The sequence below is a fragment of the Leptolyngbya sp. PCC 6406 genome (genome assembly GCF_000332095.2).
GTDB lineage: Bacteria > Cyanobacteriota > Cyanobacteriia > Phormidesmidales > Phormidesmidaceae > PCC-6406.
On sequence record NZ_KI913949.1, the window covers coordinates 5,354,607 to 5,373,572 of the forward strand.

Genomic DNA, 18,966 nt, shown 5'->3' on the forward strand with positions numbered 1-18,966 from the left:
GCGGCAGTCAGTCTAGCCATTGTAGAAAAGTCCTCTTTACCCTACCTCTCAATGGTAAGGTCATTTCAGCCACCCAGTACTAGTACTCTGCGGCGTAAATACCCTGGCCGTTCCATCGTGGCACACTTGGCCCCTCACCCTAGCCCTCTCCCAGGGGGAGAGGGGACCGGAAAATGTTGGGCTGGTGCGACGATAGTAGACTGATTTACGCCCTGCGGTACTAGCGCCTAGAAACCCAGTTCATGCCTCAAGCATCGGGTAAGTTTTCCAGATCAGCTAAATCCTGCAATCGTCCAGAGGCTTGCTTATTCAGCCTCAAGTTTTCCAGGTCAATGAACTTTACCGGGGTACCCTCCATCTCCACCTCGACATGGGTCGCGTAGCAAGTGGCAAAGTCAATGCCATCTGGAGTTGTGATCAAATCGATGCGATTAGGGGGATAACCTAGCTGAATGACTTGATCAGGGGTCAGAAAATCCTCAGGCTGTAGGTCGAGAGCAGCAAACCCAAACTGCGCCAAAGCCTGGATCATCCGATCAGCATTCTCAGGTGTGATCTCAACCCAGATATCAATATCCTTCGTGTAGCGTGGGTAGCCATGCAGTGCTACGGCGTATCCCCCAATCACCAGATACCTGACTTGGTTATCGTTTAACGACTGTATAAACTCTTTGAAATCCTGGCTCAGCACCGTATTTCCATAGGTGGTATTGCTGGCGAATCGATTCTAGCTGGGCCAGCCGAGCCTGATAGGGCTGGGCACACCAGTAGAGGCTGTCCCGGTTCGGGGCATGGAGGGCCGTTTTCGTGACCACCCTCTGTATTTGCCGTGGCGTTAATTCAGCCAAGCTCAATCCTCCAAACTCTACCAAACGACTCCACTCAGGCTTGCTCCCTGGGGGAGCCATTTCATGAACGACTCCGCTCAGGCTTGCTCCCTGGGGGAGCCATTTCATGAACGACTCCGCTCAGCCCTCGATCACTGAAGGTTGAGCGAAGTCGTCAGTCTTTCAGATAGGCTCCGCCTGAGCGCTAGCCTTAGCATAGCCATGCCCGAGGCTATTGCCCCTTGGGCCATGCGCTTTGCGTTTCCCAAAGGAAGAAAACCGGGCCACCTGGCACACCATTAGCCCGCAGATCCCTTAATCCTCATACATCCGGGCTTCCGGAGCGTCGGGGTTCTCTTCTAGATATTGGTCAAAGCTGGTCTTCTTGGGCTGCTGGTGCTGGTGAGAGACCTCCGCCTGCATTTCCTCAACGGCATCCCAGGCGGCGGCGCATTCGGCAGAGGATTCCCCCTTCTCAGCGCAGATGGCGCGGGCATCGTCCCGCGCTTTCTCTAGTTCTGCCTGGAATTGCTGATTGTCAACACTCATTGCCATAGTCTCCGAGAGTATTTCCTCTAAAAAATCATCCCCTGGGTTGGGCAAAAGGGCTAGCTCTAGCTGATGAATGCTTTGGGAGAGGGATGTAGGGCTTCGGCGTGAGACTTCGGTGTAAGCTCAGCCGAACGCTCAGTCGAACGGTGTGGGCCTGCACAAGTGAGATCGATCTGGGCAGAAAGGTCTCGTTGTCAGAGCTTCATCTTAAATAAGTGGATGACAGGAGTTCAAGCAGGGGGTTGGAGGCTCTGCCAGGGAATAGTCCTGAGGGTGGCCAATTGGCGAGAGAGTTGCTGGGCTCCAGTCTGGTTCAAGTGGCTGGGATCGGCAAAGAAGCGATCTTGCCCCCGCCATTGCTCTAGCAGATCCACCACGATAAAGTCTCCCTGGGTCGATTCCTGGCGCAGATATTGCTGAAACTGGCGCTCATACTGAAGCCGAGTTGCATCTAGATAGTCATTACTCAGTGGCAGGTTGACAAACACTAGGGGCGTATTGCGGCTTTTAGCAAAAGTTGCGATCGCACGTAACGATAGCGTCTGTACCCCTTCTAGAGAAAAGGGTTGATAAGTGGAGTCATATTGGCCACTGACCCGAGGGAAGCGTTGGTAATAGGTATTGGGATTAAAGATATCGGTCACCGGCAAAAAGCCGTAGCCATTGATGGCACTGCCAGGAATGGGATTAGCAGCGGGCATTCCTGGCGTTGCAGTCCACCCTAAGGTCGGACGTGGCCCCGCCTGAATCACCCCATACCCCGGTGAAGCCAGAACAGCAGCAAAAGTACGATCCACCCGTCCACTGTTAAAGGCACGGGAGCCATCGGCCCAGAGGATGAATCGGGGCAACTGCTCTGAGGTCAACACCTGACGCAGCAGAAAACTCACCATCTGAGCCGTGGCCCCATTCACCCCAAAGGTGTAAACCCGGACTGGAGATACCCCCTGGTTTGCTAAGGCTCCCTGTAAGACCTGGGGGTCAATGCCCTGGAGGGCACGGGAACTCCCTACCACCAAGATATCTGGAGCCCCAAAGGTGGCCAGATAGGACAGGTATACCCCCAACTGATCATCCAAAACCTGGCTCCCCAGAGAGGGAAACACCCGAGGGCGGCTGGCACGCTCTGCCTGCTGCTGTGCGATCGCTAAATTCTGGCCATAAACTCGGCTTTGGCGCTGGGCAAAAACCTGCTTGGGGCTATCGATGGGCAGTTCATGGAGATGGTGGATGGCCCCCGCCCATGCCTGGGCAACCCGGTTCCACTCTGGAGTACTGCGGGCTGTCTGGGCCAGTTCTGCCGCGTGGTTTGCCGACTCAAAGGCGGCGGCTAAGGGGGCGGGAGTCTCTAGCTCCGGGGTCGTCGCGCTAGGCGGCTGGGGTACTGCCCCAAAAACCACCAAGCCCCACCCCCAGCAGAGGGCAACCCCTAGAGTGATGCTCAACCAACGTCGCCAGTGTTTCATGGCCCCTAAAGAAACATGGTGCTGAGCCCTAGCCTTGATCGTCTACGGTTTCATTGCCCTCAGCATCATGGCTGGAGGGATCATAGAGCGCTTCTAACTGCTGCCGCGCATCCTGGAGAGAGATGGAACGCATCACCAGTAGGGGTTCTTGGGTGACCCGGCCTGAATCATCCAGCATCTCTGGATGGGCCACCGCATCGCGGTTAGAATTTGTGCCGCCACGAGCTGGACGGGGATCTCGTCGGGCATCGGCCCCGAGCATCATCATGTTGCGGATTAGATTGCTAACGGCAAAAACCGTCAAAACCGCAAAGGCCAGCATGTATAGGGCGTGAAGCATGGCGTTAGGAACCTCGGTATCTGACAGGAATGAATGGAAGTCTGCGATGGCCCCTTGGGGCCGGTCTCTGACCATCGCACCTAATCTCGCCCATCGCACGTCGGATATGGTCCGTTAGAGAAGGAAACATCACGAGGCGGGTCTAATACTTCCTTAGGAAGTAGAGGAGGCGACATCTGCTAAAGAGCGTAATCTTGCCCTGATCGCTTCCGAAAACCCGAGTGCCGAGCCAGCCTGGGTAGCCTCGACGTTTTCGCAATGTCAGCGAGTCAGAATATTTATTATGGTTGCGTCTTCCTTATTGTGTCAGATTGCTAGGGATTCGGCATATCTTTTTGGATTCTATCCTTCCCTAGCGGCGGGTTCAGAGGGTTCAGAGAGAGCCAGCCGTCTAACCGATGGTCCAGTGTTCGAGGCCAGTGTTCGAGGGGTTGGGCGCGGGCGCATACAGGCCACAAAGGGTCCAGCGTAATTACGCTATCCTGACTCCCAGCCCCTTTACCGTTATGCCAAAGAGATTCCCATGCCTAAGATCCTCGCCTTTGCAGGCAGTGCCCGTAGTGCCTCCCTCAATAAGCAATTAGCTAAAGTGGCCGCCACCGCTGCTGAGGCGGCGGGGGCCGAGGCCACCTTTATAGACCTAGCAGACTACCCTATGCCCTTGTTTAACGAGGACTTAGAAACGGAACTGGGGCTTCCTGATACGGTCTTAGCTTTCAAGGAACACCTCAAAAAGCACCAGGGCTTCATAATCGCCTGCCCTGAATACAACGGTTCTATCACCCCTTTGCTTAAAAATGCCATCGACTGGGCTTCTCGTCCCGTTCCCGGCGAGGAATCCCTGGGATTGATCTGTTTTCGCGGCAAAACAGCGGCCCTGCTGGCTACATCTCCAGGGGGCTTAGGGGGAATGCGGGGTCTGGTCCATGTCCGGGCCATCCTAGAGGGAATTGGCGTACTGGTCATTCCCACTCAAAAGGCCGTTCCCAATGGCTCCCAAGCCTTTGACGAGAAGGGCCAACTCCAGGACGAAAAGCAGGCGGCAGCGGTAACTGCGATCGCGACGCAACTCGTAGACATTACCGCCAAACTCAACCCCTAGGGCGCGTGGAAAATCACCGAGGAAATCCTGGCGGGGGAAGCCCAACCAGGCCCCGCCCTCCTGAACCAAGCTAGGGGTTGTAACCGCTCCATAGCTTGGAATCTGGCTTTGATGGTCCACAGCCCCTAGCCCCCAACCATAAGACCCGTCTGAAAATCTATTCTGGAGAATCAATTAACCCCGGATGGTCCTGAGGTCTAGGCCCAGCAGGAGACCAGTGGAAGCGGCGCTCAGACTCCAGGATGGGTTTGTCGTTAATGCTGGCTTCTCGACGACGCATGAGCCCATTGTCGTCGAACTCCCAGTTTTCATTGCCATAGGCCCGATACCACTGACCCGCATCATCATGCCACTCATACTGGAACCGGACCGCAATCCGGTTGTCCCCGTAGGCCCACACTTCCTTGACCAAGCGATAGTCCAGTTCCTTGTCCCACTTGCGACGCAGAAAGGCCCGAATGGCCTCCCGGCCCTGAAGGATTTCGGCCCGGTTACGCCAGTGGCTATCTTCGGTGTAGGCCAGGGCAACGCGGTCGGGATCCCGGCTATTCCAGGCATCTTCCGCCATACGGGCTTTTGCGATCGCAATCTCCCGAGTAAAGGGAGGAACCAACTTCTGGATTGTCATCGTGGGTACTCAAATCAAGAGAGATATAGCAGGAGTCACTATCGTTAGGACATTTCAAAGCTTGAAACGAACGTAACCGTCCCCTGAGCGGAGTCGAAGGGGACATTCTGGCCGGGTTTTGGCTTCGACTTCGCTCAGCCAGCGTAGTCCCTGGGACGGTTACAAACGAACAAGGAGCTTAAGCCCCTTGTCCTAACCTGGATGGCCACTGCCATACAGGATCAAGGAGGCAAAGGAAAGGCTGTCAGCCAATCGCCAACAGCCGTCGCACATTGAGTTAGGAGATTGAGGTTAGGTAGAAGCTGCTCAATAATCCTGCGGAATTACCACTTCTTATAGGGCAGGAACTTGCCATTCATAATCACCTTGACGCGATCGCCCTTAGGATCCTCTTCCTTCTCCACATCAATCGTGAAGTCAATGGCGCTCATAATGCCGTCGCCAAACTTCTCATGGACCACGGTTTTAATCGGCATCCCATAGACCTGCATGATTTCATAGAAGCGATAGATCAGGGGATCAGTAGGAATCACCGGATCCAGTCCCCCCTTCACCGGGCATTCAGTCAGGGGCTCAATCAGCGAAGCATCCGCCCCAATCGCTTCCACAATTTTGGTGGCCTCTTCCACAGAAGCACTAGCCTGACGGTAGAACACCGAAGCAATCCAGACCTCATCGCAGCCGATTTTAGCTTCCAGGTCAGCAAAGGTGAGACCAGCCGCTTTCTTCGCAGCCAACAGTTTTTCAGTAATAACAGGAATCATTGTTAATCCTCTTTGGTTTACATTAATCGGTCCGCTTCCACCGCACGGGTTTCCCGGAACAAGTGACTTTCCATCTCTGCCTTCAGACCGTGATAGGCCGGATGCTGCTCAATGGTTTCTCGATTTCGAGGGCGGGGGAAAGGCACATCCAGGATTTCATCCACCCGTGCCGCTGGCCCCCGCGTCATCATTACGATGCGGTCCGACAGCAGCAGGGCCTCTTCGATACTGTGGGTAATCATGATCACGGTCTTGCGCCGCTGTTCCCAGATGCGCTCGATCTCGTCCTGTAGAAAGCCCCGTGTCAGGGCGTCCAATGCCCCAAAGGGCTCATCCATTAGAAGGATTTGCGGGTCAATGGCTAGGGCGCGGGCAATGCCTACCCGCTGACGCATTCCCCCCGACAACTGGTGAGGATGCCGTCGTTCAGCCCCGGTCAGCCCCACCAGTTGAATGTGCTCCTTGATAATGCGATTCATCGCCTTGGCCGACAGTTTTGGGCTCACCGTCTCCACGGCGAAACGGAGATTTTCCTCTACTGTCATCCAGGGCATCAGAGCATAGTTTTGAAACACCATGCCCCGGTCTGGCCCCGGTTTAGTAATGGGAACACCGTTGAGTAGAATATCTCCACTGGTAATAGGACTCAGGCCCGCAATCATGCTCAGTAGCGTAGATTTACCACAGCCAGAGGGACCAATGATCGAGACAAAAGTATTGGGCTCAATGTCCATACTAATGTCTTGAATGGCCGTGAAATCGCGGCTGATTTTCCCCGAGATCTGGTTGAAAATCCCCTTTTTGCCGGGGAAAATCTTCGTCACGTTGCGGATGGACAACTGAGATGACGATGAGGGTGGTGAATCCATAGGGATGGAAGTGCTAGCAGGAGCTAAACTCATGAGTTTCGACCAAATGCAACAAACTTCTCTAGGATTGCAAACAGACTATCGAGGAGAAGACCCACCAGGCCAATGATGAAAATAGCGACCAAAATATTGGCGATTGATAGGTTGTTCCACTCATTCCAGATGAAGTAGCCCAGACCCGTTCCCAGCAACATTTCTGCCGCCACAATCACCAACCAAGAAATTCCCATGCTGATGCGTAGACCGGAGATGATATTGGGCAATGCTGCCGGAATAATCACCTTGAAAATGGTGCGAAGTCGGGAGGCTCCCAGGGTATTGGCCACATCCAAATAGTCCTTATCCACACTGGCAACCCCAAAGGCCGTGTTAATCAGCGTGGGCCAGATGCTGGAGATAAAGATGATGAAAATACCCGTTTTCTCAGAATCCCGCAGTAGATACAATCCCAAGGGCAACCAAGCCAGGGGGGAAACGGGCTTGAGGAGCTGGATATAGGGGTTGAATGCCTTATAGGCCACGGGGGAAATGCCAATCAGAATCCCCAGGGGCACCGCCACCAAGGAGGCCAAGATATAGCCAATGGCCACCCGGCGCAGACTGATCAACAGATTCCAACCAATGCCCAAGTCGTTAGGGCCGTTGTTGAAAAAGGGATTGCTGACCCACCACCAGAACTCCTTCAGGGTGGCGCTAGCGGTGGGGACTCCCTGCACAAACCAACCGGCGCGGGCTCCCACTTCCCACAGCAGTAGAAATAGTCCCAGGGACAGTAGGAATAGGGCCAAGGCTCTCACATTTTCATTAAGCCAAAAAGCCTCTTTGGTCTCCCCTTGCGAGAACCCGGTGGTGGCATTGGGAGCGTTACTGAGGGCCATAATGTGTGCCTCCATTGTGCAACTGGATAGTGCGACTGGATAGTGCGACTGGATTGCGATGGCTAAGGGCTGGTCATAGCGCAGCGCGGGTGGACAATATCCCTTTGCCTATAGGCCGAACTTGTCAATCTGCTCTTTGACATAGTCACCAGGAGAATCCGGGTCAAAGCTATCAAAGGCTAGGGTTTCGGGGCGGTTGCTTTCCGTGGGCGGATTTTGACCCAGCTCTTGGGCCAATTCCCGAGCTAAATCGGTTAAAAATACCTCTTCGCCCACGGTGGCGTAGGTGTCGTCGGTGATTTCCTCGGCAACCTTGCCATCCCCTTGCAAATCCCAGCGCACCAGTTGGGACGAGATCCATTTGGCAAAGCTCTGCCAGGGATAGGGGTCAAAGCCAATGCGATCGGGAATGGACAGCGTGTTGCCCTGTCCATCGTCAAAGTTGCCCGTGAGGACCGCCTCCACGACTTCTACTGGCTGGTTCAAAAAGGCTCGTGTGGAAATAGCGGCAGCAATTTCGGGGCGGTTAGCCGCATCTTGGGCGTAGCCAGCAGCCTCGATGATGGCCTTATTCAGGGCGCGGAAGGCGTTGGGGTGCTCGCCAATCCACTGGTCGCTAGCGGCAAAGGCACAACAGGGGTGACCATCCCACAGATCTTTGGTGAGCATGTGGATGAAGCCAGCGCCTTCATAGACGGCCCGCTGGTTGAAGGGGTCGGGCATGAGCATGGCATCAATGTCCCCGGAAATGAGCTGGGCGATACTATCGGGGGGCGGTACGGGGCGAATCTGCACGTCTACATCGGGGTTGAGCCCGCCCGTGGATAGGTAATAGCGCAACAGCAGGTTGTGCATGGAATAGGGGAAGGGTACGCCAATGACAAAGCCTTTGAAGTCTTCGGGGCCGTTGACTTGGCCTTGGTGGCGTTCGGCAACGGTGATGGCTTGGCCGTTGATGTTTTCGATGCTGGCGAGTTTGACGCCAAAGCTGCTGGACCCTAGCCCTAGGGTCATGGCAATAGGCATGGGGGCTAGCATGTGGTAGGCATCCAGTTCTCCTGCGATCGCGGAATCGCGCACGGCACCCCAACTGGGCATTTTCACCACGCTGGCATTGAAGCCATACTTTTCGTAGAAGCCCAGAGGCTCCGACATGATGATGGGGGTGGCGCAGGTGATGGGGATAAAGCCCACTTGAATGTCGGTTTTTTCTAGATCGCCGACGATCGACTCATCGGGGGTATCTTCGACGGTGGGGGCATTGCTAGTGCCGCAACTGGCTAAGGTCACCAGCGCTGCCCCGACGGCCATATTGCGGAGAAACTCACGGCGCGTCGTACCACTGTTGCGAATGGAGTCGGCAAAGAATAGTCCGGCCTGGGGACCAAAGGCAGCGGCGAAGGCGTTTTCCAGCCCCCCGGCCTGTTTGCAAAGGGCCAGAATCAGTTTTTCGCGTTGCGGATCGTTGCGGCCTACCCGCTTAAGAAACAATGTTTTTCGCAGTTCGTAGGCATTAACGGTGTCCGCTGCCCGCAGTTGGTTCTCTTTGTAGAGACCCATTTTCACCAGATCATCCACCATATCCACGGGATCTTGGGGCATGGTTTGCAGAAATTGCCAGTGATCGCTGGAGAAATGATTCCCTCGACAGATCTGACAAGGCTGTCCCGCCTGCATTCCCGACTGGATTAAGGATGGCGATGTGCAACTAAGATTTCCCCAGTCGCTGAGCGACTTTGCTGCTGCTGATATGATCATAGGTGGCTAATCCCAATGCGACAAAACCCAATATCTTGCCAGCTCAAATGCAAGTTGGTGTTAGCCTATCAAACTCAAATTCAAGGCGCATTGGATCAAATTTTGAACCTAATAGGATTTTCTTTTGGACTTATTTTGGGAGTTAAAATTAATCGCTAATCTGTTAATTTTGCTACAGACTTCTGCCGCCAATCCTGAGGAGAGGTGCCATGAAACTGCCGAAAGTGGCGCGTGAAATAACCCGCATCACTGTAGCCAGAGGCTGTCGCAATGTGGCGCACGGGCTGATCCGTTGTCGCCAGTAAGGTTCTAGCTTGAACCATGCGCCGTTCAATAATCCATTGTTTGACGCTGCGTCCGGTTTGTTCCTGCACCAGGTTGGTTAAATAGGCGGGGGAATAGCCCACTTCTTGGGCTACATCCTTGAGGCTGATGGGCTGGCGGTAGTGGGCTTCAATAAAGTCAAACAGACTGGCTAAACTAGGCACCGCCGGGAAAATGTGGTCGGGAACTAAGGGTGAGGCGGGGGGTGAGGCGGGGGCAGAGTGGGATGGTTCCTGGGGACTGGTCCCTGACCATGGCGTCTCCAGATCTACTTGAATCCCTGGCTCTGAACTGCGGCGATAAAGCTGAGAAAGCTGCTCTTGGCGCTTGAGGCGACTACTAATAGTGGACAAAAACTGCTCTACGGTGCAGGGCTTGGTTAGGTAGTCATCGGCTCCCAAATCCATGCCCCGCCGGAGGTCAGCCATGGTGACTTTAGCGGTGAGAAAAATGAGGGGAATGAAGGCGGTTTGGTGCGATCGTCGCAGCGCTGACAATACCGAATACCCATCCATATCTGGCATCATGATGTCGCACACGACCAGATCGGGCTGGTGAGTTTTAGCTATCTCAATGCCCTTGGCACCGTCACTGGTGCCTACGGCCTTGAAGCCTTCAAACTCTAGGCATTTCAAAAAAATGCTGCGGGTTTGAGCCTCATCTTCGATGACTAAAATTGTCTTCATGATTGTTTAATTTATTAAGCTTTGACCGGGAGAACTGTTGTATACCGAGATACATTCATTCCGCGATCGCGCCCCATAACCAGCCCCCTTTGCCCATCCGTCCTGACCCAACGCCATTCCAGAGGACAATAATGGGCGGAAGTCACCCTTGACCCTATGTCGTCTACCTACTGGCTGCCTGATCGAGAACCCCTGGCTCCTGACCCACCTACCCCAGAACTAGAACATCTGCGTCGCCAGCATCAGCTCATCCTGAATGCTGTGGGGGAAGGGGTCTATGGCGTGGATCTGAAGGGCAACGTCACCTTTGTGAATCCCGCCGCCGCCGCCATGATCGGTTGGTCTGTGGAGGAGTTGATTGGCAAGTCGATGCACGCGGTAATGCATCACTCCCTCGTTGATGGCAGTCCCTACCATCGGCAGGATTGCCCAATCTACGCGGCATTTCAGGACGGCATCGTACACCGGGTCACCCATGAGGTGTTCTGGCGCAGAGATGGCACTAGCTTTCCGGTGGAATACATCAGCACCCCCATGCACGATGAGGAGGGACGGCTGATCGGCGCGGTGGTGACATTTCGGGATATTACTCAGCGGCGTTGGGCCGAGGAGGTTTTGCGGCGGGCCAATGAAGAATTGGAGCTAAAGGTGCAGGAGCGCACCGCTAAGTTGTGGCAGGCTAACCAACAACTGCGAGAGCTGAGTGAAATGCGATCGCGATTTGTCTCCATGGTCTGCCATGAGTTTCGCAACCCGCTGAATAATATTGCCCTCTCTGCATCCTCCCTCAACCGCTACAACAGCCAGCTCACCCTAGAGGACAAAGCTAGCTATCTGTTGAATATCAAAGCCAATGTCGAGCGGATGACTCAGATGATTGACGACATTTTGGTCATCGGCAAAATTGAAGCTAAGGTTTTAGCTGTTAACCCCACACCCTTAGAAATTGTTGAATTCTGTCAGACCTTGTTGACGGAACGGGACTATCTGCGCTCCCAAAGCCCAATCCAGTTTTCCTGTCGTAGTCGTCGGATCTTGGCCTGTCTAGATGAACGACTGCTGCGGTCAATTTTGAGTAATCTGCTGTTGAACGCCATCCGCTATACTCGCGAGGATCGGGCCATTTGGCTGAAGCTGGCGAAGCGCCAACATCAGATCATTTTCCACATCCAAGACGAGGGTATTGGCATTCCTAGAAGCGATCGACACCATCTGTTTGAGCCCTTTCATCGCGGACGCAATGTAACCAATATTCCTGGAACGGGCCTAGGGTTGAGTATTGTCAAACAGTTTGTCGATTTGCAGAATGGGACAATCGAGGTCTCAAGTCGCCTGAATCGGGGCACCACGTTTACCCTGCGCCTACCCATGATGAATGGCAGGGACACTTTCGCCAAGCGGGACTAAACCTTGTCAGCGATTGTAGCGGTCCTTAACTTTTGTCAGTCAATCAGCCCAGCACCTCATAGATCCGGAGCTTGGTTTGCTTGCCCCTCGGGGCAACCTCATCCAGCCAGCGCAGGCGAAAATTGTGGCCCTCCGGTAGCCCCTGCACCATCTCCTCGCTGGCAATCACCTGGCATTGGTAGGTCTTGGTCATTTCCTCTAGTCGAGAAGCAGTGTTGACCACATCCCCCACCACCGTTGTATCCATGCGCTGGTTGGCCCCCACAGTGCCAATGACGCCCCGCCCTGTATGAAGACCAATACCCATGCGGAGGGGCTCCGCCAAGTGAAAGCGATCGCGGGTTTCGTTAAACACCGCCAGTTGTTGACAAATTGCGATCGCCGCCTGGAGGCCATCGGTGATGTGGGTTTCGGCCCGGTCAAACACCGCCATCACCGAATCTCCCAAGTACTTGTCTACAAAGCCAGCATTTTGGGTAATGGCCTGGTTGATCTGCTCAAAAAGGGCATTCAGCCACTCAAAGGTTTCCCGCGCCTCCTGAAACTCCACGATTTGGGTAAAGTCACGAATGTCGCAGAACAGCACCGTCATCTCTGACTCGGTGGCATTGCCCACCTGAATCGACTCCACCCCCCGAGGGGCAATCCGGCTCAGGAACTGCTGGGGCACAAAGAGGTGAAACTTTTCGGAGAGGGTTTCGCTAATTTTTTGGACCGCTGTCATCTGCTGCTCGTAGCGATCGCGGGTTTGCTGAAACAGTTGGGCCTGGGTGGCGAGGGTACGCTGACTGTTTTCCTGGCGCATTTGATGCAGTCGCAACACCGTCTGAATTTTCTTCAGCACCAGTTTCGTTTTGATGGGCTTGGTCAGGTAGTCATCCCCTAATGCCTCCACCCCGCGAAGTTTGGATTCATCATCATCTAGAGCGGTGAGGAAGATAATGGGCACTGTGCTCAGGGTGGGATTGGCCCGGAGGTAATCACAGACCTCAAAGCCATCCATATCCGGCATCATCACATCCAGTAAAATCAAGGCCGGAGTTTGGGCCTCAGCTATCTCTAACGCCTCTGCGCCAGATTCGGCAGTTTGGACGGTGTAACCCTCCAACTCCAGCAACTCACCCATCAGAAAGAGGTTCTGGGGTTCATCATCAACGAGCAAAATATAGGGCGCACTAGCCATAGTATTGAACCGGAAGCATTGGGAAGACTCTCAGCCTTTAGTCAGACGTTAGATATCGCTAGATGCTGAAGGGGGGCTACTCTCTCTTTACAAGCACTACCCCGCTTCAGCAGGATTCATTGACGCTGCTAGCTTCGCCAACTCTGCCCACTCTACCCACTGAGGACTCCACCGATTCCACTAGGGTGCGGACCCGTCGCACCAAGTCCTCAAAATCTAGGGGCTTGCTGATGTAGTCATCTGCCCCCACGGCTAAACAGCGATCGCGGTCGCCGGTCATGGCCATTGCCGTCACTGCAATAATGGGCACTGACTGCCAGAGATCATGGGCACGCATGGCCTGAATCAGTTGTAACCCATCCACATTGGGCAGTTGAATATCCATCAGTACCAGGTTGGGCAGCATCGACTCAGGGATGGTCTCGGAGTGGATAGTATCGAGCATCGTCTGCCCATCGCTCACGAGATCCACCTCAAAACCCTCTATCTCTAGAGCCTCCGTAATTAGGGTTTGGTTGTAGGGATGATCTTCCACCACCAGTACCCGCCCTGCTCTCGGCTCCACCGGACTGCTGTGCAAGGGCGCGGGCAGGGGCAGATCGCGGGCATTGCCGGCATTAGCTACCCCATCGCGCAGATCATTTAACGGCAGCCACACGCGAAAGGTACTCCCCTGGTCTGGCACGGATTGCAGGGAAACTGTTCCGCCATGGAGTTCCGCTAAGCGCTTGGTCAGCACCAACCCTAGCCCGGTGCCCTCGTGGCGGCGGGTGAGGGAGGCATCAATCTGCTGGAAGGGGCGAAAGAGCAAATGTTGCTTCTCGGGGTCAATGCCAATCCCCGTATCGCTGACCTGGAGGCAAAGATAGGGGGTGCTGGGGTTAATGGGGCTCTCGTCGGGGCGAAAATCTTGGTTGAGTTCCGTTCCGTAGGCGAGGCGAACTGAGAGTTTGACCCGTCCCTTTTCCGGCGTGAATTTCACTGCATTGGACAGGAGGTTGATCACCATTTGCCGTACACGGCGTTCATCTAGGGTGACCTGATCTAAACCGTAGTCAAATTCCAGGGCCAGGGATAGGCGCTTACGATCTGCCCGAGGTTGAATCATGTTCAGGCATTGACGGCACAGATCTTGGATGGAAACCGTTTGCAGTTCCAATTCCACCTTGCCCGCTTCAACCTTGGAGAGGTCAAGAATGTCGTTGATCAGGTACAGCAGGTGCTGGCCACTCTGGTGAATGGCACGAATATGGCTGACTTGTCGCTCGCCTAAATCTGCCTGATGGCGTAGCACCAGTTCCGAAAAGCCCAAAATGCTGTTCAATGGTGTTCGCAACTCGTGGGACATGGAGGCCAAAAACTCCGACTTAAGTCGGGAGGCTCGCTCTAGATCCTGATTAATCTGTTGCAGCCGAGCCTGGGACTGAGCCCGTTCAATGGCGGCTCCGAGGGTACGACAGGCTGCTAGGAGCATGTCTTGCTGGGGTGCTTCTTGGAGCTTTTGTAAGCTCCGGGACTCTAGGGTGACGACGCCGATGATGGAGCCATCGACGGAGGGAATGGGAAAAATGCCTAACTGGCCAATGGCGGGGTGACAAAATCCGGGCACTGCATTGGGGTGGTTGGCGTAGTCTTCTACAAACAGGGGTTTGCCGGTTTCCACCACCTCCCACAGCAGCCCCTGACCGTACTCAATGCCCTGATTCAGGGTGGCCTCCATGTCCTCCACTAGGGGTTTGCCGTAGGTGGCGATGAATTGCCCAGAAATTAAATTGGTCAGGGGGCCAGCCCACCGCTTTTTACCCTGGCCGCTGACCACCTTGACATCCCCAAAGGCGGCCCCCATGGCCTCGATGAGGTAGCGCAGGGCAAACTCCCCAACCTCTTTGAGGTTATCGGAGGATTGGAGCCGTTCTGTTAGGCCCAGGAGAAACCGTAGCCGTCGCACCTCGTCCGAGAGTTGGGCTTGGTAGCGCCGGGGGACCGATACATCCCGCAGGATTAGCAGTTGCCCCCCGTCGGAGGTGGCAGTGAAGGAGAGTTCTAGGTGGGTATCGTTGCCCTGGCAGATCTGGAGGGCAGGATGGTGCAGTTGTGATAGGCGACCCTGGGTTAGGACGGAGTCCCGCTGCTCGGGGGTCCACCAGTTTTGGGCCACAAGGCGATCGAGAATGGCGGTGAGGGTGGGGTTGGATGCTAGCCAGTCCTGGGTTAGGCCCCACATCTGGGTCAATTTTTGGTTAAACAAGACCAGCCGCTGGTCGGCGTCTAAAAGTGCGATCGCATCATCTACGTGGTTTAAGATCAGCGCTCGCTCCGCTTGCATCTGCTGGAGTCGGGACTCTGCCGGATTAATCACAATCAATACCTTCCTCCGGAGCATGGTCCGGCAGCGATTCTAAATCGACACACGTCTGAATTTCTAATCTGAGTTGCTCAATTCAAGGCTGAAATCCACTTTTCAAAGGCAGACAGACCCGCTCAGGAGTCCTTCCCAGAATCAAACGTCCCCCTAGCCGCCTCACTGGCCCTCTCCCCCGACGCCCTCCCGCTGGGGGTTCTGTACTAGCCCACTTCCTGATTCTCTCGTGGGAGAATCAGGAAGTGGGCATCTTGGCAGGCATCAAGTTCTGTAACTATTTTCGGGTTCTTGAATAAGTCCCTCAATTGCAGAGGTAGTTCCCTTTGAACGCACCACTACCCCCGTGGAACCATGTGCCCCCAACTGCAACTCATCTACCTCCAGACTACATCCCCCATCGTCTTGCTGGCTGAAGGCTACGGTACTGGCCTCGCTGCCCTTTCCCTAACAGAATTGGTGAACCAAGGATGGCAAGCTTTTGATCACGGTCACCTCCTGGCTGCTAGCCTCCATTTTGTAGAACTGGGGGCGCGATCCAAGGTTCAAGGGGAAGCATACTTTGCTGAGATGGCGGAGAATGGCCTGCAATTTCTAGCCTCCGAACTGGCCCAGCAGCAGGATTGCCAACCCCAGAATGTCACGGAGGAGGAGGACGTTGAAGTCACCTCTGAGAACATCTTCGCTCCCCCCGCACAGACTAACGCAGCAGACCCTGTAGACCCTGTAGACCCTGAGATCCCCTTGGGCACCTGCCGCCTAGAGGGCCAAGTCCATTTACGAGAAGCCCTGTTCTGCCACCGTCGAGGACAGCTCACCCCAGCGCTACACCACCTAGAGACAGCCCTCAGTCGCTTTACTTCCGTCCAGGATTTAGCGGGCGTCGGCCACAGCCTTAGCCTCTTAGGGCAGGTTTACCTGGCCCAAGGGCAGGCGGGTCGTGCCCTTGCTTACTGTCAGGCCGCCACCGCTATCCTCTCGGACCTCAACACTCATCCTGAGCAAGGGCCAGCCCTCCAACATCTGGGGCTAGCCCATTTACAGAAGGGGGATTTCAATCAGGCTAAAACGGCCCTAGAAGCAGCTTTGACTTACTTTCACCAGCAAGGAGAAATTCTGGCAGAAGGGACCACCTTGGTTTATCTGGGGCGGGTCTATCTACACCAGCGGGAGTTTATGTTTGCCCTAGCCTGCTATGAAGCGGCTCTAGATAGCTATCTATCCCTATCGTCAGACCAACATCCCGAATCCCTCATTGCCCAAGTGCTGGGGTGGATCGGACGCCTCTATGAAGACACTGGGCGAAGTGAACTTGCGATCGCGCCCTACTGGGATGCCTTGAAACGCTACCGCGACCTCGGCGTCTGGGACAAAGTGCGGGAATTGTTTCGTCGATTGGGCCGACTCTACGAAACCCAAGAACGCTTTACCCTGGCCCTGGAATGCTACCAGCAGTCGCTTCAGGGCATGACCCCTGCGACCCTGCCACGCCTACGCAGTTAGGGCCACGCCGCTACCCCCCTCCCCGCCCCGAGTAGACTAAAATCTATTGCATTCATTAGGGGAAAAACAGGCGTGACCCAGCCCGAGGCGTTACGGGGCTTACTGGAGGCGGTAGCCCAGGGACAAGTAAGTCCCGATCGCGCCCTAGACCAGCTCCGACATCTAGACTTTGAACCCGTTGATACCTTTGCCAAGGTGGATCACCACCGCACCCTCCGCACAGGCTTTCCAGAGGGGATCTGGGGTCCCGGCAAAACAGTGCCCCAAATTGTCAAAATTATGGAGGCCATGCGCAATCGATCTCCAGCCGTGATCGCCACCCGCATCGAGCCCGCGATCGCCATCGCCCTGAAAACCGCCCTGCCGGATCTGGTGTATTACGAAACCGCCCGCATCTGTGCCCTAGGGCCGCTCTCTCCAGAGAATCCATCGGGAGTCTCGCCGTCAAACCCGCACCATCCCGGCATCATCGGCATCGTCACAGCGGGGACAGCGGACCTGCCCGTAGCAGAGGAAGCCGCCGTCACCGCAGAACTCTGCGGCTTTCGCGTCGAGCGCCTCTGGGATGTGGGAGTTGCAGGACTACATCGACTCCTGCACCACCGCGATCTGCTCACCCGAGTCAACGTCCTGATCGTCGTAGCAGGGATGGAGGGGGCACTGCCCAGCGTCGTCGCCGGACTGGTGGACTGTCCCGTGGTGGCAGTCCCCACCAGTATCGGCTATGGGGCCAGCTTTGGCGGCATAGCCCCCCTACTCACCATGCTCAACTCCTGCGCCCCCGGTATTGGCGTGGTCAATATTGACAATGGTTTCGGGGCCGCCATACTGGCGGGGCAGATCCTCCGGGCTGCCGTCCGTCTCTCTTCCCCGACCCCATGACCCCCTCCCCAAATACACGCCTACCCTGGCGCTTTTGGATTGTGGCGTTGGTGGCCTTCATCAATGCCGTCAGCTTCACCATCGTCATTCCCATTCTGTACCCCTATGCCAAACAGTTTGGCCTCAGCGACTTCCAGGCCAGCCTGTTGACGACGGCCTACGCTGCTTCCCAGTTTGTGGCCACACCGATTTTGGGGCGACTGTCAGATCAGGTGGGGCGCAAGCCCCTACTGGTGCTGAGCCTGCTGGGGACAGTTCTGGCTAATGGCGTGGCCAGCCTAACCCCAGTGCCCTGGCTACTCTTTGTCGCCCGAATTTTGGACGGGGTGACGGGGGGGAATAACGCCATCGCCCAGGCCGTCGTCAGCGACATCACTGACCCCGAGCAGCGGACCAAAGCCTTCGGTATATTTGGGGCCATGTTTCGCCTGGGGTTTGTGGCGGGACCGCCCCTGGCCTACGTCGCCCAGCAAGTACCGCCCCTACCCGGTTTATCCAGTTTGGGAATGGGTTTTTTAATGGCGGCTGCGATCGCGCTACTCGCGACGGTATTATGTCTGTTTTTTCTGCCCGAAACCCACCACCGCCGGGGTCAGTTTCGCCTCACGGGGGCAGACTTCAAAATCGGCACCATCCTACGCTCCGTCACCCATCCCCACTATGGCCGCATCTTTGTCCTCACCTTCATGAGTGGGTTTACCTTCACCATCTTCACCTTTGCCTTTCAGCCCTTTTTTCTGACCGTACTGGGGCAAGATGCCAGGAGTCTAGCCCTGATGTTCGCCGCCTTTGGCATCATCGGCTTCGTCGCCCAAGTCTTTGGTCTGGATCCGCTGCGGCGGCGGTTTTCCCTAGTTCATATCCTGGCCTTTATGCTGGCGGCGCGGGGGCTGTTATTCCTCCTCATCCCCACCTTCCCCACCATGGTGGCCTTTACCTTGATCACAATTGTCTTCAGCGCGGTCAACTCCTTCCCCTTTCCCCTGATCGAGTCCATCCTGTCTCTGCGGACCTCCGCCCAAGAGCAGGGACAGCAGTTGGGCACCAACGCCGCCTTTTTGAGTCTGTCCAATGCCCTTGGCCCTGCCACTGCGGGCCTCTTGGTGAGTTTTGGCTATCGGTTTCCCTTTTGGGTGACAGGAGTGCTGACCTTAGGGGTAGCAGCTTTCTCCCTCACCCTCGAATCCCCTCAAGAACCAGGATCGAAAAACAGTCCTGCTTCGTAGAACTGTGAAAATCTGAATAAGGACTCGCACCGAACTCGTGATGGTAAGCCTTCAGGGGGTCACGGCGTGATTAGGGTTTGAGGCTGATGAGTGGCCAAAGGCAGCAATGAAGGAGGCGCTTGACCAAAGCGAGCCGACCAATAGGCTTGAGTGAGAAAGTCCAGCACATCTCGCTGCTGCATCGTCAGAGAAGAAACCGTCGTCAGCATCCG

At 55.4% G+C, this 18,966-nt stretch carries 17 protein-coding genes; 5 read left to right on the top strand and 12 right to left on the bottom strand.

Annotated elements, in window-relative coordinates:
• Window positions 1-247: 247 nt before the first annotated feature.
• From LEP6406_RS0223920 to LEP6406_RS0223935, 4 genes are all read right to left on the bottom strand, one after another.
• Window positions 248-691 carry a DUF6036 family nucleotidyltransferase gene (locus tag LEP6406_RS0223920; protein WP_008310868.1) on the bottom strand — a complete coding sequence of 148 codons (444 nt, stop codon included), beginning with the start codon at window positions 689-691 and terminating at the stop codon, window positions 248-250.
• Between the two features lie 451 nt (window positions 692-1,142).
• A complete protein-coding gene (locus tag LEP6406_RS0223925) occupies window positions 1,143-1,382 on the bottom strand; it encodes a Calvin cycle protein CP12 (protein WP_225886630.1) in 240 nt (79 codons plus the stop codon).
• Between the two features lie 227 nt (window positions 1,383-1,609).
• Entirely contained in the window at window positions 1,610-2,845 is a 1,236-nt protein-coding gene (locus LEP6406_RS0223930) for a hypothetical protein (protein WP_008310862.1), read from the bottom strand.
• A 28-nt stretch (window positions 2,846-2,873) separates the two neighbouring features.
• Complete coding sequence (locus LEP6406_RS0223935; protein ID WP_008310861.1) at window positions 2,874-3,260, bottom strand: DUF2973 domain-containing protein; 387 nt, start codon at window positions 3,258-3,260, stop codon at window positions 2,874-2,876.
• Between the two features lie 448 nt (window positions 3,261-3,708).
• Between LEP6406_RS0223935 and LEP6406_RS0223940 the strand changes: the two genes are divergently transcribed.
• A complete protein-coding gene (locus tag LEP6406_RS0223940; protein WP_008310860.1) occupies window positions 3,709-4,287 on the top strand; it encodes an NADPH-dependent FMN reductase in 579 nt (192 codons plus the stop codon).
• Between the two features lie 157 nt (window positions 4,288-4,444).
• On the opposite strand, the gene LEP6406_RS0223945 is transcribed toward LEP6406_RS0223940, so the two are convergent.
• From LEP6406_RS0223945 to LEP6406_RS0223970, 6 genes are all read right to left on the bottom strand, one after another.
• Window positions 4,445-4,915, bottom strand: a complete 471-nt coding sequence (locus tag LEP6406_RS0223945; protein ID WP_008310859.1) for a nuclear transport factor 2 family protein — start codon at window positions 4,913-4,915, stop codon at window positions 4,445-4,447.
• A gap of 323 nt (window positions 4,916-5,238) precedes the next feature.
• Window positions 5,239-5,679, bottom strand: coding sequence for a cyanase (gene cynS / locus LEP6406_RS0223950; RefSeq protein ID WP_008310857.1), 441 nt, complete (start codon window positions 5,677-5,679; stop codon window positions 5,239-5,241).
• 17 nt (window positions 5,680-5,696) lie between these two features.
• Window positions 5,697-6,548 carry an ABC transporter ATP-binding protein gene (locus tag LEP6406_RS0223955; protein WP_225886632.1) on the bottom strand — a complete coding sequence of 284 codons (852 nt, stop codon included), beginning with the start codon at window positions 6,546-6,548 and terminating at the stop codon, window positions 5,697-5,699.
• A gap of 29 nt (window positions 6,549-6,577) precedes the next feature.
• On the bottom strand, window positions 6,578-7,426 hold the full coding sequence (ntrB, locus tag LEP6406_RS0223960) for a nitrate ABC transporter permease (RefSeq protein WP_008310855.1): 849 nt from the start codon (window positions 7,424-7,426) through the stop codon (window positions 6,578-6,580).
• Window positions 7,427-7,534: 108 nt separating this feature from the next.
• On the bottom strand, window positions 7,535-9,028 hold the full coding sequence (locus tag LEP6406_RS0223965; RefSeq protein ID WP_317133863.1) for an ABC transporter substrate-binding protein: 1,494 nt from the start codon (window positions 9,026-9,028) through the stop codon (window positions 7,535-7,537).
• 311 nt (window positions 9,029-9,339) lie between these two features.
• Window positions 9,340-10,194, bottom strand: coding sequence for a response regulator transcription factor (locus LEP6406_RS0223970; protein WP_008310853.1), 855 nt, complete (start codon window positions 10,192-10,194; stop codon window positions 9,340-9,342).
• Window positions 10,195-10,350: 156 nt separating this feature from the next.
• Between LEP6406_RS0223970 and LEP6406_RS0223975 the strand changes: the two genes are divergently transcribed.
• On the top strand, window positions 10,351-11,601 hold the full coding sequence (locus LEP6406_RS0223975; RefSeq protein WP_008310852.1) for a PAS domain-containing sensor histidine kinase: 1,251 nt from the start codon (window positions 10,351-10,353) through the stop codon (window positions 11,599-11,601).
• Window positions 11,602-11,644: 43 nt separating this feature from the next.
• Here the strand turns inward: LEP6406_RS0223975 and LEP6406_RS29530 are convergent, their stop codons facing one another.
• Both LEP6406_RS29530 and LEP6406_RS0223985 read right to left on the bottom strand, forming a co-directional pair.
• Window positions 11,645-12,784 (bottom strand): response regulator, encoded by a 1,140-nt coding sequence (locus LEP6406_RS29530; RefSeq protein WP_008310851.1) that lies wholly within the window; start codon window positions 12,782-12,784, stop codon window positions 11,645-11,647.
• A 106-nt stretch (window positions 12,785-12,890) separates the two neighbouring features.
• A complete protein-coding gene (locus tag LEP6406_RS0223985) occupies window positions 12,891-15,167 on the bottom strand; it encodes a hybrid sensor histidine kinase/response regulator (protein ID WP_008310850.1) in 2,277 nt (758 codons plus the stop codon).
• Between the two features lie 330 nt (window positions 15,168-15,497).
• Here LEP6406_RS0223985 and LEP6406_RS0223990 point away from each other — a divergent pair, with 330 nt between their 5' ends.
• The 3 genes from LEP6406_RS0223990 to LEP6406_RS0224000 all read left to right on the top strand — a co-directional run bounded on the left by LEP6406_RS0223990 (window position 15,498) and on the right by LEP6406_RS0224000 (window position 18,754).
• On the top strand, window positions 15,498-16,646 hold the full coding sequence (locus LEP6406_RS0223990) for a tetratricopeptide repeat protein (protein ID WP_008310849.1): 1,149 nt from the start codon (window positions 15,498-15,500) through the stop codon (window positions 16,644-16,646).
• A gap of 72 nt (window positions 16,647-16,718) precedes the next feature.
• Window positions 16,719-17,528: a nickel pincer cofactor biosynthesis protein LarB gene (larB, locus tag LEP6406_RS0223995; protein WP_008310847.1), complete on the top strand. Its 810-nt coding sequence runs from the start codon at window positions 16,719-16,721 to the stop codon at window positions 17,526-17,528.
• Window positions 17,525-18,754: an MFS transporter gene (locus LEP6406_RS0224000; RefSeq protein WP_008310845.1), complete on the top strand. Its 1,230-nt coding sequence runs from the start codon at window positions 17,525-17,527 to the stop codon at window positions 18,752-18,754. The genes larB and LEP6406_RS0224000 overlap by 4 nt, the downstream gene beginning before the upstream one ends.
• The last annotated feature ends 212 nt before the right edge of the window (window positions 18,755-18,966 follow it).

Coding starts and splice junctions, on each gene's coding strand:
- LEP6406_RS0223925 (WP_225886630.1), bottom strand. CDS start 1,382: ATGGCAATGAGTGTTGACAATCAGCAATTCCAGGCAGAACTAGAGAAA.
- LEP6406_RS0223930 (WP_008310862.1), bottom strand. CDS start 2,845: ATGAAACACTGGCGACGTTGGTTGAGCATCACTCTAGGGGTTGCCCTC.
- LEP6406_RS0223935 (WP_008310861.1), bottom strand. CDS start 3,260: ATGGTCAGAGACCGGCCCCAAGGGGCCATCGCAGACTTCCATTCATTC.
- LEP6406_RS0223940 (WP_008310860.1), top strand. CDS start 3,709: ATGCCTAAGATCCTCGCCTTTGCAGGCAGTGCCCGTAGTGCCTCCCTC.
- LEP6406_RS0223945 (WP_008310859.1), bottom strand. CDS start 4,915: ATGACAATCCAGAAGTTGGTTCCTCCCTTTACTCGGGAGATTGCGATC.
- cynS (WP_008310857.1), bottom strand. CDS start 5,679: ATGATTCCTGTTATTACTGAAAAACTGTTGGCTGCGAAGAAAGCGGCT.
- LEP6406_RS0223955 (WP_225886632.1), bottom strand. CDS start 6,548: ATGGATTCACCACCCTCATCGTCATCTCAGTTGTCCATCCGCAACGTG.
- ntrB (WP_008310855.1), bottom strand. CDS start 7,426: ATGGCCCTCAGTAACGCTCCCAATGCCACCACCGGGTTCTCGCAAGGG.
- LEP6406_RS0223965 (WP_317133863.1), bottom strand. CDS start 9,028: ATGCCCCAAGATCCCGTGGATATGGTGGATGATCTGGTGAAAATGGGT.
- LEP6406_RS0223970 (WP_008310853.1), bottom strand. CDS start 10,194: ATGAAGACAATTTTAGTCATCGAAGATGAGGCTCAAACCCGCAGCATT.
- LEP6406_RS0223975 (WP_008310852.1), top strand. CDS start 10,351: ATGTCGTCTACCTACTGGCTGCCTGATCGAGAACCCCTGGCTCCTGAC.
- LEP6406_RS29530 (WP_008310851.1), bottom strand. CDS start 12,784: ATGGCTAGTGCGCCCTATATTTTGCTCGTTGATGATGAACCCCAGAAC.
- LEP6406_RS0223985 (WP_008310850.1), bottom strand. CDS start 15,167: ATGCTCCGGAGGAAGGTATTGATTGTGATTAATCCGGCAGAGTCCCGA.
- LEP6406_RS0223990 (WP_008310849.1), top strand. CDS start 15,498: ATGTGCCCCCAACTGCAACTCATCTACCTCCAGACTACATCCCCCATC.
- LEP6406_RS0224000 (WP_008310845.1), top strand. CDS start 17,525: ATGACCCCCTCCCCAAATACACGCCTACCCTGGCGCTTTTGGATTGTG.